Consider the following 17,600-nt stretch of genomic DNA (forward strand, 5'->3'; position numbering starts at 1 on the left):
CCTCTCGGCGGCCTTGCGAAAAACAAATCCAAGTTAGACCATTTCAAATGGTTCGATGTCTGCCCGGATGCGACACTGAAGTAAGTGTCCATCCTCGCAGTATCCGGTTCTCAAGGTGCACGCCCCGCGGCTGATCCGGTCCGACCGGGCCGCGCGGCAAGGAGATATATTGCCAGACCGGAGGGGCCCCGTGGGCGGGAATCCCACTCTTCACAAGTCCTACACAATACATCGCTTCCTATATAAGTCATAGAAAGGCTGGTGCAGAAATACTGCACGTATCAGATGATGACCCTTCGGTTAAGAGATATATAAAGATCGGTCACCTGTAAGTGTCTATCTACCCGCGCTTTTGCTATATAAACCAGCGCTTCAGATAAAAAGAGGGAGCGCCGCGCACAACGCGACACTCCCCTAGCGATTCAAGAGAATCTATTAGGCCTCGAGAGCCTTCTTGGCGATGGTAGCCAGCTCGTTGAAGGACTCGATGTCCTCGTAAGCCATCTGAGCCAAGACCTTGCGGTCGAGCTCGATGCCGGCAACCTTCAGGCCGTGCATGAACTGAGAGTAAGAGATGTCGTTCAGGCGAGCAGCAGCGTTGATACGAGTGATCCAGAGAGAACGGATCTCGCGCTTCTTGTTGCGGCGATCACGATACTGATACTGCAGGGAGTGCTGGACCTGCTCTTTAGCATGCTTGTAAGTACGCGAAGCGGCACCGTAGTAACCCTTCGCACGGTGCATAACGGTACGGCGCTTCTTCTTGGCGGCAACAGCGCGCTTAATACGTGCCATGTTCTATCAACTCCTAGACGGTAAAACGAAAAACGGGAACGCGAGCTTAGGCGAGACGCGACTTGATGACCTTGCGGTCGGCAGCGGCGATCTCGGTCTCCTGACGGAAGCCACGCTTACGCTTGGTGGACTTCTTGCTCAGGATGTGGCTCTTGAAAGCCTTGGCGCGCATAAGCTTGCCGGTACCAGTCTTGCGGAAACGCTTCTTGGTGCCGCTGTGGGACTTCATCTTAGGCATGAAATACTCCTTAATCGGTTACAGAACACTAGTTACTTGGTATCGCTTGCCGCTTTATCCTCATCGAAGGCGCCCTTAATCGGGGCGAGCAGCATAAGCATGTTACGGCCTTCCATCTTAGGCTTGGACTCGACCGTAGCGTAAGGCTTGAGATCCTCGGCGAGACGCTCGAGAACGTTAAGACCCTGCTCCGGGTGAGCCATCTCACGGCCGCGGAACATGATGGTGATCTTAACGCGTGCGCCCTTCTTGAGGAAACGCAGAACGTGGCCCTTCTTGGTCTCGTAATCGCCAACGTCAATCTTGGGTCGGAACTTCATTTCCTTGACCTCGACCTTGGACTGGTTCTTACGAGCGGCCTTGGCCTTCATGGCCTGCTGGTACTTGAACTTACCGTAGTCCATGACCTTGCAGACCGGCGGCTCCGCGTTGGGAGCGATCTCGACCAGGTCGAGACCCTGATCGTCGGCGACGCGCTGGGCATCGCGGATGGCGAACAGGCCGAGCTGAGAGCCATCGACGCCAATCAAACGGCACGAAGATGCAGTGATCTCGTCGTTGATGCGGGTGTCATCAGACTTAGCTATTTTCCCTACCTCCATTCATAAAAAAATAACCCGGCGCTTCTCAGCAACCAGGTCGTACACATAGACTTCCTCGATTTGAGGAAGAGAATCTAAGTTGTATGACCAGTCAGCTGCTCATTGGCGCCAAAAGGTGGGAACCCTCGGGTTCCTCTTTAGGGCATTGCGGGAACAACGCCTTGCGAATAATAACACGTACAGCGCGTTATCACATTACGTACACGAAAAAGGGGGCCGCAGCCCCCTTGAACGCTCACTTGCATGTATGGTGCCCGAGGCGAGACTCGAAGGGTCTTCGCTTCGCGAAGCCCCGGGCTTCGGGCGCACGGCGCCCTCGCCACGCTCCGCTACAAACAGGCCACAGGCCTGTTTGCTTAACGCTCCGCGCGCTCACGCGAGTTCGGCACGAAAAAGGGAGCCTAGACCCCCTTGAACGCTCACTTGCATGTATGGTGCCCGAGGCGAGACTCGAACTCGCACGTTGTTGCCAACGGTGGATTTTGAGTCCACTGCGTCTGCCAATTCCGCCACTCGGGCACGTAATGCGTGAGTTAGTTTATCACAGCTTTCTACCGATTAGTCCGAAAATGGAACTTCGAGCATTTCGATAAGCTCAACCTTGCGTAACATCTCCCGCTTACGACATCCACGTCCGTCAACCGAGGCCTCACCCATCTGGTTATCGTAAGGGTCCTCGCGCATGCCGTCGAAAGAGGGCTCAAACTCTGCCTGGAATCGATTGTTGGCCACCATACGCCACGGGTCGAGATTGCCAAAGTAGTGACGGCGGCGCCACTCCTCCCCCATCCTGCGAGCAGAAGATCCAAATGACACGTCGGCGTTGAGCCAACCGGTCTGCGGCGTATAGAACTCTGCCCAGTCGTGCGACCCCACCGAATCGGGCGCAACGTACAGGCCGCTCTGCCAACGGGCAGGCACGCCCGCGATACGGCACATGGTGATAAACGTGAGCGCCATAACGCCGCAATCGCCGCGGAGCGAATGCGCGCAGTCATCGGCAATAGATCCCAAAAGCAGGTACGGCGGCTGATAGCGATAGTCGATATGCTGCGTCAGATAATCATAGATAGCACGAGCGCGATCGAGCGGATCCTCGAGTCCGTCAACAACACCGGCCGTCAGCTGCTGCAGATACGGCGTGAATGCAATGTGCGGACGGTCCTCGGAAATATCTTCGGGCAACGGCGCGTCCATACACGGATGCGACGGAAGCGCACCCCCATAAATATCGCGATAAGCGGCATTGATTTGATAGCGATAGGTCACCGAGAATGAGCGATCACTCGAAGAAGACCACGAGGCGGTACGCGCCGAAGCGTTCGCGGGAGCAACAGCACCCTCCGGCGTCATATCGAGAATCTCGACCCGAGACTGCTGACGGCAGGCGGCCGCGACGGGAAGCCAAGCGCAAACGGTCTCCCCCTCTAGAGCGCCGGGGACAGACAAGGACGCCTGAAGCGTAATAACGCGAGTCAATCCGTTTTGCGACTCCATCTCCTTGAGCATCTCGTTGCGCAGTGCTATTCCGTCCGTAGAATCGGGACGCATGCCGGGGACCTCTTTGGGATATACGCGAAGCGAATCGAGGAAGTTGTCGAGAACGAACAGCTCGCCATCGATAAAGCGCCAGTCAATACGCTTACGGTCAATCAAATCGTCAAACTGCTCCTCGGTAAACTCAGGCCACTCCTCGCGAATCATCGCAATAGCCCGAGCGCGCGACACCGAAAAATGAAGCGGCGTCTCAAGCATGCGATACCGCTCGGCACGAACGCAGGCTGCCAGGGAAGGCTCAGGATTCTGCTCCAAAAGGCGATCGCAGGCGGCAACAGCCTGCGTCAAATACCCGGCATCCTTAAGACGAAGAATCTCAGGCGGTAGTCCAATATCGAGATGGCGAAAGTCGTCGCAGCAAACATCAACAGAGCAACCAACAGGACCCTCGTCAATAACCTTCCCATCCGAAGGCAGCACATTAATAACAGCCATACCAAACTCCAAGTCATTAGAACTCTTGAAGTCCATTGTAGCGAGATAAAAAAGAAAGCCCCAACAAGGGAGCCATCAACACCGCCGAGCGGTAGTCAAAAAATGAATTCAGCCCAGTAACCCTGTAGCGAGTTAACGAAGGAGGCCCCGTTCACCCGAAGCTTTTCTCATTGCGCGACTTCTGGCAAAGCCAGGTGAGCGCAAGGGAAAAGCGTAGGGTGAACGGGGCCTCCGACGGGAAAGTTAAACCGCTACTTACGCCTTGTTGACGGAGCCAAACTCCTCCATGAGCTCCTTGGTGCGGGCAACGATGTTGTCGCGACCAGGCTTGAGGAGCTTGCGGGGGTCAAAGCCCTTGCCCTGCTGATCCTTGCCAGCCTCGATGTACTCGCGAACGCCCTTGGCGAAGACGAGCTGCAGGTCGGTGTTGACGTTGATCTTGGAGATACCCAGGGAGATGGCCTTCTTGATCTGATCCTCGGGGATGCCGGTGCCACCGTGCAGAACGAGGGGCAGGTCGCCGGTCTCGGCCTTGATCTCGCCCAGACGCTCGAAGGAAAGGCCAGCCCAGTCGGCGGGATACACGCCGTGGATGTTGCCGATACCGCAGGCGAGGAAGTCGACGCCCAGGTCAGCAATCTGCTTGCACTCAGCGGGGTCAGCGAGCTCGCCGTTGGAGGTCACGCCGTCCTCGGTGCCGCCGATGCCGCCGACCTCGGCCTCGATGGACATGCCCTTGGAGTGGGCAAGCTCAACGAGCTCCTTGGTGCGGTCGAGGTTAAGCTGGAAGGTCTCCTCGTGAGAGCCGTCATACATGATGGACGTGAAGCCGGCCTCGATGCACTTGAAGCAGTCCTCGTAAGAACCGTGATCGAGGTGAAGGGCGACGGGAACGGTAACGCCCGTGGCCTCGACGGCAGCCTTGACCATGTCGGCGCAGACCTTGAAACCGCCCATCCACTTAGCGGCACCAGCGGTGCACTGAAGGATCAGCGGAGACTTGGCCTCCTCGGCGGCCTGGAGAATAGCCAGGGTCCACTCGAGGTTGTTGGTGTTGAAGGCACCGAGAGCGTACTTGCCGGCCTCGGCCTTCTTGAGCATGTCTGCTGCGTTGACGAGCATAAAAGAAACCTCCTGTAAGGTTGCTCCGATAACGCCTGAGATTTTACCACGACATACCCGAGCATAAACGTTCGTTTGTTCACGAATACCATCCGATTGGACAAATTTTGACCGTTTGCCCCACAGAATCGACCCACTGGGGAAAATAGCTTGACGATTGAGCGGTCTTCGTGGTTCGAAAGACGGCTTCGAACCTACATCTGCATAAACGGATTCTGCATAAGTTCGCGCGCCATCGTGGTCGAATCGCCATGGCCCGTCAAGCAAACGGTATCGGGCGGAAGCGTCTTGGCAAGTTTGGAGAGCGAGCGCATAATCGCCGCCTCGTCACCGCCGGAAAGATCGGTACGACCGTGGCTGCCCGGGAAAAGCGTGTCGCCCACAAAGGCGATGTTCCCCTGCTCGGTCGCGGCGAACAGGACGATGCCGCCCGGCGTATGCCCCGGCGTCTCGATCACCTGCAGGCAGACGTCGCCCACCTCGATTGTATCGCCCTCGGCAAGCAAACGCGTCGGCTCACCCGGATCGGGCGTCTCGATGCCCCACATGGCGCGCTGCTCCTCGATATTTGCGCGAGGTACCGTCACGTCCTTAGCGCACAACTCATATAGTGCGCTGTCGCCAACAACAGCTCGAACCCCGGCGACCCCGCCAACATGGTCGGCATGGCCGTGCGTGCAGACAGAGCCGAGTACGCGCACCTCGGAATGCGCGGTGCGGATATACTCCACAAGACGCTCGCCCTCCCACGCCGGATCGACGATTAAGCACTCGTCATTCGAAATCACGGCGTAACTGTTGGTCTGAATCGGGCCGTTGACGAGTGTCTCAATCGAAGCCGCACCTCGGGGTGTCAGGTCCAAAGTCATATCGCCCATGCGCATACCCTCCTTCTAAAATACGTTCGAGGCACCAAACGATGCCTCGAACGTAACCAATATCTATGATGCTGAGAGGCTCTCGCACCTACACACGGCGCTTGAGCTGAGCTCCGCCTTCGCCGGGCATAAGACGGCGAGCGTCGTAGACCGAATCGACACTGCTGATGGAAGCCAGCAGCGGATCAAGACCACTCGCGTCCGAGATCTCGACCATAAAGCGCAGGGTTGCAATACCCTCGCGGTTGGTCGACGTGGCGGCAGAAAGGATATTGCCGCCCGCATCGCCAATGGCAATAGTGACATCCTTGAGCAGGCCCATGCGGTCCAGGCACTCGACCACGATCTCGACCTGGAAGAGGGTGTCGGCAGCGCCGTCCCACTCCACTTCGATCATGCGCTCGGGATGCTCCATAAGACCCTTGACGTTGGGGCAGTTGGCGCGATGCACCGAAACGCCACGACCGCGCGTGATGAAGCCGACGATATCGTCGCCCGTCACCGGATTGCAGCAATGTGCCAGACGGACCAGCAGGCCGCTGTTGCTCTCGCCCTTGACGATAATGCCGTTACTGGCGCTCTTGCCGCGCTTTTGCGGCTTTCGGTTGGAGCCTCGGGCCGGCTGTTTCACGACCTCGGCGATAGCCTCGGCCTTGGTGAGCTGTTCCTCGGGCTTGGGGTCCAAGATTTGCTCGACCTTGTTACCCACGGCGCGCGGGGCAACCTTGCCGGCGCCCACGGCGGCAAACAGGTCCTCGAGCTGCTTGAAGTTCAGCTGCTCCGCCACGGCGTTGAGCGCACGCGTGGATCGCGGCGTAGAGATGCCATACCCGCGCTTGCGCAAGTCCTTGGCCAGTATATCGCGGCCGGCAGCAGCGTCGTCGTCTTTGGTCGCGGCGGCGAAGTAACGGCGAATCTTCGACTTGGCCGAAGGTGTCTTGACGATCTTGAGCCAATCGCGCGACGGCTTGGAACTCTTGTTGGTCAGGATCTCGACGCGGTCGCCCGTCTTGATCTCGTGCGTGAGTGGGGCCACCGCACCGTTGATCTTGGCACCGACGCAGTGGTTGCCCACCTCGGTGTGAACGGCGTAGGCAAAGTCGAGCGGCGTGGAGCCGGCGCGAAGCGCCATGACCTCGCCCTTGGGCGTAAAGACAAAAATCTCCTGGTCAAACAAGTCGACCTTCAGCGAGTGCAGGTATTCCTTAGCATCGGTGATCTCGTCGGAAGCCGCCCAATCGAGCGAATGTTTGAGCCAGTTAATCTGGTCGTCCAAACGCTGGGCATCATTGGTCTTAGACGCAGACGATCCGCCCGACTTCTTATAGAGCCAGTGGGCGGCAATGCCGTACTCGGCCTGCTCATGCATCTCATAGGTTCGAATCTGAATCTCGAGCGGGCGGGCCGTGGGGCCGATAACCGTCGTATGGAGCGACTGGTAGTTATTGACCTTGGGCATGGCGATATAGTCTTTAAAACGACCGGGCATGGGGTGCCACAGCGTATGCACCGCGCCGAGCGTGGAGTAGCAATCGCGCACCGAATGTGTGATGACGCGCAGTGCCACCAGGTCGTAGATCTCGGAGAATTCCTTGCCCTTGCGCTTCATCTTTTGGTAGATGGACCAATAGTGCTTGGAGCGGCCATTGATTTGGAAGCCCTCCAGGCCAATGCGGTTGAGCTCGTCGGTGAGCGTCTTGATGGTCTCGGCCAGATAGCGCTCACGGACCTCGCGCGACTCCGCCACCATGCGCGCGATGCGCTGGTAGGCGTCGGGCTCAAGGTAGAAGAAGGACAGGTCCTCGAGCTCCCACTTAATAGAGCTCATGCCCAGGCGGTCGGCCAGGGGCGCATACACGTCCATGGTCTCGCGGGCCTTAAACAGGCGACGGTCCTCGCGAAGGGCCGCCAGCGTACGCATGTTATGCAGGCGGTCGGCAAGCTTAACGATAATGACGCGGATGTCCTTGGACATGGCGAGGAACATCTTGCGCAGCGTAAGCGCCTGCTTCTCGTCCATGCTATCGACTTCGATGTTGGTGAGCTTGGTCACGCCATCGACGAGCTCGGCCACCGTATCGCCAAACAGGCCGGAAACATCGGCAAGCGAGGTCTCGGTGTCCTCGACGGTATCGTGCAGCAGCGCGGCGCACACCACATCGCAGTCCATCTTGAGATCGGCCAAGATGATGGCCACCTCGACGGGATGGTTGATGTACATCTCACCCGAGCGGCGCTTTTGGTTGCAGTGCTTCTCGGCGGCAAAGCAATAGGCCTGCTCCACCTTAGAGAAGTCCTCCTCATTCATATATTTGAGGCACAGGCGCTCCAGCTTGTCGTAGCTGTCCGCCATAATCTCGGGCGGCAGTTCATCGGCATGCTTATAGTGCTCCATCTCCGAAAACGGCTGGAGGGTGGAATCATGGGCGGTACGGGCTGCGGCATCCATCGAGGTCCCCTTCCCCTAGGCCCGCGGTACGATCGGGCGGTTAACTTTGGCTAGCATATCAGAAGCACACGAATCGAGCGCCCAACTCCGGAAAGCCGAGAACTCCATGCGCGAGCGCAAGCCCTCCAAATAGCGAATTGACCTGCTCAATTGCACACGGCCGGGGTTTTCGGCCATCGCGATGCGACGGGTGTCGTCAAACCCCGAAACGCGACAGAAACCAAGCTCTTCGAAGATTCCCAGGCCGCTTTCCACCGAGCGCTCGTCGACCGGCGTGCGGGCATCGATGGCAAGACACATCTGCGCGATATCGATATCGCTCGCGCTAAACGAGTCGTCTCCGGTCTTGCCGCGGTTGGAGCGCCACATAGTCTGCAGCGCTCGATAGAGCGTGACGAGCTCGTCGCGCTCGGGCGCGTAGCAGTCGAGCAGGCGCTCGTTAATGCGGGCGTCACGCGACGAATAGAGCAGGTGAATCACGGCGGGCTGTCCATCGCGACCGGCGCGGCCACTCATCTGGTTAAACTCAATCGCGCCAAACGGCATGTGATAGAGCACGACATGGCGGATATCGGGCAGGTTCACGCCCTCACCAAAGGCCGAGGTCGAAACGATGCAGCTGAGGCTTCCATCACGAAACGCTTCCTCGACACGGCGACGATCGGAGCGCGCAAGCCCCGCGTTATAGAACGCGATGCGGGTCGCGCAATCGGGTACCCGCTTGCGCAGCGTCTTAGCAAGCGCCACGGACTGGTCGCGCGAGTTGACGTAGATGACGGTCTTCTCCCCCGTTGCCACGATTGACACCAGGCGGTTCTCGCGGCTCGCAAGATCTCGGTCATCCTCGAGCTGCAAGTTCTCGCGCACCGTCTCGTCGACCACCGTGCGGGTAATCGGTAGCACGCGGGCGAGCTCGGCCACAACTGGAGCCGTTGCGGTGGCAGTCGTGGCCAGAACGACCGGGTCGCCCAGGGCCTTGAGGATATCGGGCATGTCGAGATAGGCGCTGCGGTCGCCGCCCTTGGCAAGACCGGCATGATGCGCCTCATCGATAACGACAAAACCGATGCGCCCCGAACGCGCAAAGCGGTCGCGGTGAATGGACAGGAACTCGGGCGTCGTGAGCACGATGCCGGTGCGGCCCGAAGCCAAGCCGGCAAACACGTCATCGCGCGCCGCCTCCACGGTCTCGCCGGTCAGCACGCCTACGCCAATGCCGAGCGCGGCCATCGTCGACGAGAGGTGATAGGCCTGGTCGGCAACGAGCGCGCGCAGCGGATAGACAAAGATGCTCGCACGCCCGCGAAGGACCGCCTCGCGCGCGGCATGTACATGGAAGATAAGAGACTTGCCGCGCCCCGTTCCCATAACAGCCAGAACACTTTGGTGATCGGCCAGGGCATCGAGCGCCTCGACCTGCGCGCGGTGCGGCTGGTTCGAGCCGATAAAGCTATGGATAAGCGAGCGCGTCAGCTCGGTATAGGAAAGCTGGGCGAGCGTTTGGCGCTTTCGGGACTCCAGACGAAGACCGGCGTCCGCAGGCTCCACGCCGCGGCGAAGCTCACATGCCGGGTCGTCAACGCTAGGCGCCGTGGTATCGCGGACCAAGACATCCTTGATCATGAGCTTTGGCTTTACGCGACCTTGCCAATGCTCGGCCACGGCCTCGAACACCAAATCGACGGCGCTATCGCAATTGATGAGCTTATCGACCTGCGGCACGCGGAACATAATGGCCGGCACACTCGCGGCGCCATCGGTCGCCACGAAGCGCATGTGCTCGCCGGTTTTGCCCACCACGGCGCGATCGCACATTGTCACGCCCTCGGCCGCCAACAGCGGCACCTTGTTGCCCTGGCCAAACGGCTCAAGACGGGAAATCTGCTCGATGGTCTCAATATTCAGCTCGGAGAGGTCGACCGTGGCGGCAACCTCGTCGGTGTCCTCAAAGTCCTCGGCGGGAAGCTCGGACAGCACGGCGGAAAGGCGACGACGGAACTCGTCGAGCTTGGACGCCTCGATGGTCACGCCCACCGCACCCGCATGCCCGCCGCGACGAATCAGCAGATCGGAGCAGCGCTCGACAGCGTCGAACAGGTTGACTTTGCCCACCGAGCGACCCGAACCGCGAGCAATACCGTCTTCGATCGAGAACAGCAGCGCCGGCACGTGATAACGGTTGGTCAGACGGCTCGCCACGATACCCTTGACGCCCTCGTGCCAGCCCTCGCCACCCACGACGATTGCGCGACCGCCATCATAGGTCTCCTCGACCTTTGCCATGGCATCGCGCGTGAGCTCCGCCTCGATCTCGCGACGCTGATGGTTGATCTCCTCGAGCTCGGCCGCCAGCGCGCTTGCCTCGATAGGATCGCGGGCAAGCAGCAGGTCGAGCGCCAGCTTGGGATCGGCCATGCGGCCGGCGGCGTTCAAGCGGGGAATGAGCGAAAACGACAGGCCATCGGCCGTAATGGTAGAAAGGTCGGCCTTGGCGAGTGCGGCAAGCGCGATATAGCCGGGGCGGGTGGTCACGCGCATCTGCTGGATGCCCTCGGCGACCAGCGCGCGGTTCTCGGGCGTCAGCGGCATCATGTCGGACACGGTGCCAAGCGCCGCAACCTCGATCAGCGAACGCCAATACGACGGCTTGCCCAGACGCTCGCCCAGGACCTGCACCAGCTTGAGCGCCACGCCGGCACCGGCAAGCTCGCGCGAGGGACCCTCGTCCTCGAGCTTGGGGTCGGTCAGGGGCACGCCCTGCGGCACCTGATCGGAGGGCTCGTGATGGTCCGTGACCACCAAATCAATCCCCAGGCTCTCAAGATAGGAGACCTCTTCCTTGGCAGCAATGCCGTTATCGACGGTCACGATCAGCTGGGGGCGAGCGAGCTCGTTAACGCGGTCGAGCGCCGCGCGCGAAAGACCGTAGCCCTCGTCAAAGCGATGTGGAATAAACGGCGTGACATCGGCACCAAACGTGCGCAGTGCCTCGGTCAACAGGCAGGTCGACGTAATACCGTCAACGTCAAAATCGCCAAAGACCGCGATGTGCTCGTGGTTGCGAATGGCACGCTCGACGCGGTCGGCAACGACCGACATGCCCGGGATAATGAGTGGGTCGGCCCAGTCGCGTTCGAGCGAAGGCGTCAAAAACAGCTGACCTTCCTCGATGGATGTAATGCCGTGCGCAACCATAATGCGCGCCACCAGCCCGGGTATGCCCAGACCAGCCGAAAGCTCCTTTTCGAGCTCGGGGTTTTGCTGAGCGACCGCCCAGCGATGCGTCGTCTTAAGCGATGACATAGGCGCCCACCCCCGATAGGGGCAGGTCGCCGCGATACCTCTCACGGTTCATAGCGATGAGTCCTCTGTGTATGCCCGCTTCGGCAGGCAGATCTGTTGAACGGATTTATTATACCGTGCGGCGCGGACGCAAATCGCCGCAGCACGCCGCGGTTTCGGTAAACGATGCCGGTAATAGCCTCGAAATAATCGAGCGTTTCAGCCGCACGGACGCATACGAGCGTCTAGCATATCCATACAAACGAGTTCGCGGATAAAGGGAGTCACGGGACATATGAAGCAATGGACTGGACTGGGAAAGTTCCTCGCGGGGCATATGCAGGTCATCGTTCCGATTTGCGTGGCGCTCGGCGTGCTCTTTCCCCAGCAGATCGGCGTGCTCAAGCCCATTGTTCCCGCCCTCTTCGCCTTTATGACGTTTCAGGGTGCGCTCAGCAACACCTTCCACCAGGTAGCCGAGGTGTTCCGCCGTCCCCTGCACCTGATTTTGGCACTGCTCGTCTCGGCGGCGCTTATTCCCATCGCGGCCTATGCCATGGGATCGTTATTCTTTGGCTCCAATCCCAACCTTGTCTGCGGCATCGTGCTCGAGTACAGCGTACCCGTGGCGGTCACTGCCTTTATGTGGATTAGCATGTTCGGCGGCAACGGCCCGCTCGCGCTCACCATCATCCTGACGTCCTCGGTTATCTCCCCTGTGACGATTCCGCTCACGCTCAAGCTCCTGCTGGGCGCCACCGTCTCGATCGATGTGCCGAGCATGATGCAAGACATGGCCTTTATGATCGCCATCCCCGCCGTGCTCGGCATCGTGATCAACGAGCTCACGCGCGGATGGGGGCACGAAAAACTCTCCCCCGTGCTCTCGCCCGCCTGCAAATTCATGATGATGGGCGTTATCGCCTCCAACTCCACCGCCATGAGCGAGTACGTGCTGCACATGAACGCGGTGCGCTTGGAAGTCGCCCTCTTTATTTTGGTCTTCGCCATCAGTGGCTTTGTCGTCGGTTTTCTGGTCGCCCATACGCTGCATCTGCCATATAGCGAGACGACCACCATGTGCTTTACCTGCGGCATGCGTAACATCTCTTCGGGCGCCGTCATCGCCACGCAGTACTTTCCGGGCGAAGTCGTGTTTCCCGTCATGTGCGGAACGCTGTTTCAGCAGGTACTCGCCTCGCTTATCGGGCATCTCTTTGAGCGTCTGACCGGCGAGGAGCGCGCCGCCCAGCGCAAGCGCGTCGAAGCCGGCCGCGACGCCATGGCACGCTAGACTGTCCGCATTACGCGGGTGTTAGTCTTGCTATACGAGCGTTTCCAGATGCGCACGCAGGCGCTCAGCATCGATATCGAGCGTTGTCTCAGCATTGACCTGGGCCAAACGATAGCCGACAAAGTAGGGCGAAACCACCCAACGTGGCAGCGCCTTGGCAATGGTCCGACCGCCCAGGTGATAGAAGAACAGGTTGTACGACTCTGCGCGACCACCGTGGTGCTCGTTCAGGATATAGCGCAGAGCTACCTGGATCGCATCGGCGAAGAGATCCGCCTCGGCTTGGTCTCTCGTGTCATCGCTGGCAGCGATTCCCTGCGGGGCTGAAACGTTGATCTCAAAGAACCCCATGATCGGTTCGGTTGAGATGTCGACCGAGATTCTCCCCTGTTGCCAGACACTGATGCCTTCAAAGTTGGCTGAGGCCAGCGCCGCATAGCCGTCCTCCTGTTCCAAGCCCACAATCTGCATGTGTGGATGGACGAGGCTGCCGCCCGAAAGCGGGCCTTTGTTCTTGTACATGAGCACACTGCAGTACTGTTGGGAATCGATCATCTGCTGCCAACAGCCCAGGGCAAACCGCATCACATGATGCAGCTCATCCGGTTCATAGGTCACCAGGTCGGCGTCGTGATTGGCAGACTCGATCAATACGGTCTGACGTGTGGCCCGCAATGTCTTGAACTTATTCTCGAGCCAGATGCAGTCACCATCGCGCTGGATGATGTTGGCAAGCCCCTCCGTGTCGCAAAAGGGGCACGCGGTGCCAGGGCGACGATTATCGTCGGGCTTACCGCTCGCCTGCTGGACATCGAATACAAGTGCCACGGGCTACACCTCCAGCGGCACAATCTTGGTGCCATGGAGCTCGGAGACGCCCAGTGCCGCCGCCACGGTATCGCGGTTGACCGTGGAAATGCCGCCGCCGGGAAGGATGGTCAAGCGGTCGCCCGCATACTCGATTAAGCGGGCCAGGTTTTCGAAGTTGTCCTCGATCGGCGTACCGGCAGCGCCACCATGCGTCAGGATGCGTGTGATGCCGCAGTCGGCGAGTATGTCAATCGCGTCGAGCTGAGCCTCGGGCGAGAGCTGATCAAACGCCATGTGGAAGGTGATGTCGATGGGCTCACGCTTGCATTCCTCGGTCGCGCAGCCCGCGGCCATCACGAGAGCGCCCAACGTAAGCTCGTCGAGTGCCCATCCGCCAGCGCGGGGCTTGCAGCAGCCAAAGACTAAGCCGTCAACGCCGGCGCTCACGGCAAGGCCCAGGTCCATCTCCATCATACGCAACTCGTCCTGGTTGTAGTGAAAGTCGCCGCCACGCGGGCGAATCATGCACATCACCCGCGCATCGTGCTCGTGTGCATAGTTGGTCGTAGCACTGATAACGCCGGCCGAAGGCGTGGTGCCACCAACGGCAAGGTTGTCGCACAGCTCGATACGCCTTGCACCGGCATCGATAGCCGCCGGCACCCGCTCAAAGTTCTCGGCACAAAACTCGTACAGCATAGATAGACCCCCAAAGACAGCAGATGTTATCCGACGGGCATTGTCACACACCCCCATGAAGTTGCGGTGGAATAGGGGCTGTTTTGGCGTCTAGAGCCCCCATTTAGTCCCTATTTCACCGCAACTTAAAGGGGTGCCGACCGAAATGGTCAGCACCCCTTTTTGCTGTATAGAAGTAGTCGTTGGGGACGTTCTTAAACGACTAGTCATTCAAGAACGTCCCCAACGACTACGACAACTGTTGACATCATATACTATGTGTCATATAGTAGGTGTTACACAGTATACTACGAAAGGAGGTGTGCGGATGGAGGCACAGATGAAGCGCGGCTTCCTCGAGGCCTGCGTACTCGCGGCCGTCTCGGGCGAGGAATCCTACGGCTATCAGATCGTAAAGGACGTGCCCGCGAGCATGGGGCTCACGGAGTCCACGCTCTATCCGTTGCTCAAGCGCCTGGAGAAGGCGGGGTGCATCACGGCGCGCTCCGCCGAGCACAACGGGCGGCTGCGAAGGTACTACCGCATCACGGACACCGGGCATGAGCGTATCGCCGAGTTCCTCGCCGAATGGCCATCCGTGCAGGAGATCTACCGTTACGTGAAGGGAGCGCACCATGACGCGCGATGAGTTCTTGAACCGGCTGGGCGAGCTTCTGGCCTGCCTGCCGGCAGATCAGGTAAAGGAAACGCAGGAGTTCTACGCGGAGGTCATCGCCGACCGTATGGAGGACGGCATGACGGAGGCCGAGGCTGTGGCCGCCATGGGCACGCTCGGTGAGGTCGCCGAGGCAACGCTCGACGAACTGCCCGCCGTGCCGCGCGCAATTGCGAGGACCAAGCGCAAGAGCACGGCGCTTCTATGGGCGCTCGCCATCGTGGGCTCTCCGGTATGGATTCCGCTGCTGCTCGCGTTCGTCGCCGTTGCCGCTACGGTCTACATCTGCATTTGGGTTCTTGCGCTCTGCGTGTGGATCGTGGCCGCGGCATTCGGGGGCGCGGGCGTGGTGGGGCTCCTGTTCGCCGTGGACGGCATCATTATCGTGCATGTTCCGTACGTTTTAACCTCGATGGGAATGGGATTCGCTTCCATCGGTGTGGCGCTTCTCGCGGGAGCCGGCGCCTGGACGGCGTCCAAGCAAATCGCGCGCCTCTCTGCCCTTTGGGCGAAGAAAGCCGTTTCGCCCTTCTGGAAAGATCGAGGCAATAAGAGCCGCAGGGTCGCTGAAGCGGCGCCGCTCACGGCATAGGAAGGAGTGCAAACATGTCCAGCGTAAAAAAGATTTACCTTGCCGTAGCGGGTGGGCTTGTTGCCACGGGGCTCGTCCTGGCTGCTATCGGATTTGTAGCCTCTGGCTTTAACCTCGCTGTGTTCAACACACAGATCGACCTGCGCGATGACACCATCATTCTGGGTGGTGTTGAAATAGACGACCCGACAGGACTTCCACTCATCGAGCAGCTTGCCGAGGTTGGCGAGATCCATATTGGATCTGCAACGACTGGTTCGTCTTCTCCTCGCACATGATCGAGCTCGTAGCAGCCATCCCCCTTCGGGCGCACCACGACGGGCGTGAGCACGCCGCGCTCGGAGCCTTTTTGCGAGACCTTCCGTCACGCTCTTCCTGCGTGGTGAACCGGTCATCGACCGACGGGAAGCTGATGGAAATTTCTCGACTTCGGGCCAATCCCGAAAGGCTGAGGAGATGTCGAGCATGACCTCATGACGGGGATGGCCCGGCGGCAATGCCGGGCCGCCCTCGGCAGCCGAGACTCCCCGCCCCGGCCCCGGGCAAGGGGCCGTCCCTTGCATCTCCATCCCGGTTGCGAAAGAGCCGAGAAGTGGCCGCGCCTACGAGGGAATCTCCCTCGGGATGAACCGCGACGCGACCAGGCCGGCGACGGCCGCCACGCACACCGCGCCGAACACCCCAGCCGTACCCGCGGCGGTCGCGGCGGGGGCAAGCATGCCGCACGCCGCAGTCGAGACGGTGCCGCCGAAGCCCCTGAAGAACATGGCCATGGAGGTGGCGCGCCCGGCGTCCGCCGGATCGGCGCCCGTCTGGGCGGCAAGGTTGGACACGGGCATGCCGATGCCGACGCCGAGACCCAGCACCGCCGCGACGGCGGTGCAGGAGGCGACCGCTAGCATCGGGGACATCGCAGAGAACGTCACCGACGCCGCAAGGACGACGGCGGATGACGCCGCCGCGATGGCGCGGAGCCGCCCGGTCGCGCGGAACGCCGCGCCGGATGTATTGCTGCCGACCATGAGGGCAAGCGTCATGGGAATGAGCACCGCGCCGGACGAGGCAGCGGCCATGCCCAGCCCCTCCTGGAGGAGCCTAGGCAGGTAGGAGACGCCCGCCATGAGGGCGAATTGGACGCAGAAGCCGGAGACGAACCCCGCTACGACCTGCCCGCGGCGAAACAGCCCCATGGGGACGGTCGGGGCGGCCTTGCCCCTCTCCACGCGGGAAAGGAGCGCGGCGCAGGCAACGGACAGCACGACGAGGGCGACGAACTGCGGCGAGGCCATGGGAAAGACGCTGCCCGCCAAGCTGAAGGCGAGGACGAGGCTCAGGACGCACAGCGAGGCGGCGACGCTCCCCGAGACGTCGAAGCCAACTACAGGGGCCCCGGGAGCCCTGCCGGGCAGGCAGCGCCCCGACAGGAACAGGGCGACGATCGAGATGGGGAGGTTGACGACGAAGATGACGTGCCAGGATAACCCCTGGGCGACGGCCCCGCCGATGACGGGCCCTACGACGCTCGCAATCCCGTACATGGCCGAAGCCGCCCCGAGGTACGGTCCCCTGTCCCTCGGGGCGAGCATCATCGCCGCGGCAATGAACACACCCGCCTCGAGAACGCCGCCGCCCACGCCCTGAAGCAGGCGGAACGCCGCCAGCGCCTCTATCGTCGGTGCGAGGGCGCACAGGACGGACGATGCGGCGAAGAGCGCGAGCCCCGCCACGTACACCCTCCAGAGGCCGAACGAGAACGCCAGCCCTCCGCACAGGAGGGTGGATACGGTGCTCGCCACGAGGTAGGCGGTCATCGGCCAGGCATAGTGGGCCTCCCCTCCGAGCGCCGCGGCGACGGTGGGCATGGCAGTGGCCACCACGGTCGAGTCGAGCGCCGCGACGAACAAGGCGAGCATGAGGCCCGCCACGGTCGACTTACCGACCGCCCCCGTCGCGGGGATGGACATCGGTTTTTCCTGCATGTTTCTTCCTCTCTACTCAGCGCCCGCCCGCGCGGGCACCGCGGGGCATCCCCCGCGTCAGACAAAAGGAAGGACGGGTCACCCCCTGGGCCTCCTCGCCACGGGCATCCAGATCTCGCTGTGGATTGGCTACACTGATGTGGACAGTTCCGGGAGGGGCGCAGGAGACGGGAGGGCCGTATATGAGGGACCCCAGGCACCCGAGGCATTTCA

General features: G+C 60.6%; 15 protein-coding genes and 1 tRNA gene. 4 read left to right on the top strand and 12 right to left on the bottom strand.

All coding sequences use genetic code 11. The annotated features are described in order from the left end of the window. Positions 1-435 precede the first annotated feature (435 nt). The 9 genes from rplT to recJ all read right to left on the bottom strand — a co-directional run bounded on the left by rplT (position 436) and on the right by recJ (position 11,379). On the bottom strand, positions 436-795 hold the full coding sequence (gene rplT / locus I2E45_RS09535) for a 50S ribosomal protein L20 (RefSeq protein ID WP_006234421.1): 360 nt from the start codon (positions 793-795) through the stop codon (positions 436-438). Positions 796-841: 46 nt separating this feature from the next. After that, the gene (gene rpmI / locus I2E45_RS09540; protein ID WP_006234422.1) at positions 842-1,033 is read right to left on the bottom strand and encodes a 50S ribosomal protein L35; all 192 of its coding nucleotides are present in this window, start codon (positions 1,031-1,033) and stop codon (positions 842-844) included. 32 nt (positions 1,034-1,065) lie between these two features. Beyond that, on the bottom strand, positions 1,066-1,635 hold the full coding sequence (gene infC / locus I2E45_RS09545; RefSeq protein WP_006234423.1) for a translation initiation factor IF-3: 570 nt from the start codon (positions 1,633-1,635) through the stop codon (positions 1,066-1,068). A gap of 432 nt (positions 1,636-2,067) precedes the next feature. Beyond that, positions 2,068-2,154, bottom strand: a tRNA-Leu gene (locus I2E45_RS09550). Positions 2,155-2,193: 39 nt separating this feature from the next. Further along, the gene (locus I2E45_RS09555; protein WP_195445893.1) at positions 2,194-3,627 is read right to left on the bottom strand and encodes a transglutaminase-like domain-containing protein; all 1,434 of its coding nucleotides are present in this window, start codon (positions 3,625-3,627) and stop codon (positions 2,194-2,196) included. A gap of 255 nt (positions 3,628-3,882) precedes the next feature. Next, positions 3,883-4,749: a class II fructose-1,6-bisphosphate aldolase gene (fba, locus tag I2E45_RS09560; RefSeq protein WP_117736934.1), complete on the bottom strand. Its 867-nt coding sequence runs from the start codon at positions 4,747-4,749 to the stop codon at positions 3,883-3,885. Positions 4,750-4,943: 194 nt separating this feature from the next. Further along, positions 4,944-5,627 carry an MBL fold metallo-hydrolase gene (locus I2E45_RS09565; protein ID WP_324249338.1) on the bottom strand — a complete coding sequence of 228 codons (684 nt, stop codon included), beginning with the start codon at positions 5,625-5,627 and terminating at the stop codon, positions 4,944-4,946. A gap of 88 nt (positions 5,628-5,715) precedes the next feature. Next, positions 5,716-8,076 carry a RelA/SpoT family protein gene (locus tag I2E45_RS09570; RefSeq protein WP_195445895.1) on the bottom strand — a complete coding sequence of 787 codons (2,361 nt, stop codon included), beginning with the start codon at positions 8,074-8,076 and terminating at the stop codon, positions 5,716-5,718. Positions 8,077-8,091: 15 nt separating this feature from the next. Then, positions 8,092-11,379: a single-stranded-DNA-specific exonuclease RecJ gene (gene recJ / locus I2E45_RS09575; RefSeq protein WP_195445896.1), complete on the bottom strand. Its 3,288-nt coding sequence runs from the start codon at positions 11,377-11,379 to the stop codon at positions 8,092-8,094. A gap of 274 nt (positions 11,380-11,653) precedes the next feature. On the opposite strand from recJ, the gene I2E45_RS09580 reads away from it, so the two are divergent. Continuing rightward, a complete protein-coding gene (locus I2E45_RS09580) occupies positions 11,654-12,652 on the top strand; it encodes a bile acid:sodium symporter family protein (protein WP_195445897.1) in 999 nt (332 codons plus the stop codon). A 30-nt stretch (positions 12,653-12,682) separates the two neighbouring features. Here I2E45_RS09580 and I2E45_RS09585 read toward each other — a convergent pair whose 3' ends face one another. Both I2E45_RS09585 and I2E45_RS09590 read right to left on the bottom strand, forming a co-directional pair. Continuing rightward, positions 12,683-13,480, bottom strand: coding sequence for a DUF4931 domain-containing protein (locus I2E45_RS09585; RefSeq protein WP_055310552.1), 798 nt, complete (start codon positions 13,478-13,480; stop codon positions 12,683-12,685). A gap of 3 nt (positions 13,481-13,483) precedes the next feature. After that, on the bottom strand, positions 13,484-14,161 hold the full coding sequence (locus I2E45_RS09590) for a copper homeostasis protein CutC (protein WP_195240671.1): 678 nt from the start codon (positions 14,159-14,161) through the stop codon (positions 13,484-13,486). Between the two features lie 307 nt (positions 14,162-14,468). Between I2E45_RS09590 and I2E45_RS09595 the strand changes: the two genes are divergently transcribed. From I2E45_RS09595 to I2E45_RS09605, 3 genes are read left to right on the top strand one after another with little or no spacing between them, the layout of a single operon-like run. Further along, positions 14,469-14,789, top strand: coding sequence for a PadR family transcriptional regulator (locus I2E45_RS09595; RefSeq protein ID WP_195445898.1), 321 nt, complete (start codon positions 14,469-14,471; stop codon positions 14,787-14,789). Continuing rightward, complete coding sequence (locus I2E45_RS09600) at positions 14,776-15,408, top strand: DUF1700 domain-containing protein (RefSeq protein WP_195445899.1); 633 nt, start codon at positions 14,776-14,778, stop codon at positions 15,406-15,408. Before I2E45_RS09595 ends, I2E45_RS09600 begins: the two co-directional genes overlap by 14 nt. Before the next feature lie 14 nt (positions 15,409-15,422). Then, complete coding sequence (locus I2E45_RS09605) at positions 15,423-15,686, top strand: hypothetical protein (protein WP_195445900.1); 264 nt, start codon at positions 15,423-15,425, stop codon at positions 15,684-15,686. A gap of 324 nt (positions 15,687-16,010) precedes the next feature. Here I2E45_RS09605 and I2E45_RS09610 read toward each other — a convergent pair whose 3' ends face one another. Further along, complete coding sequence (locus I2E45_RS09610; protein ID WP_229058929.1) at positions 16,011-17,387, bottom strand: MFS transporter; 1,377 nt, start codon at positions 17,385-17,387, stop codon at positions 16,011-16,013. Between the last annotated feature and the right edge of the window lie 213 nt (positions 17,388-17,600).

It is taken from the genome of Collinsella aerofaciens (assembly GCF_015555045.1).
GTDB lineage: Bacteria > Actinomycetota > Coriobacteriia > Coriobacteriales > Coriobacteriaceae > Collinsella > Collinsella aerofaciens_W.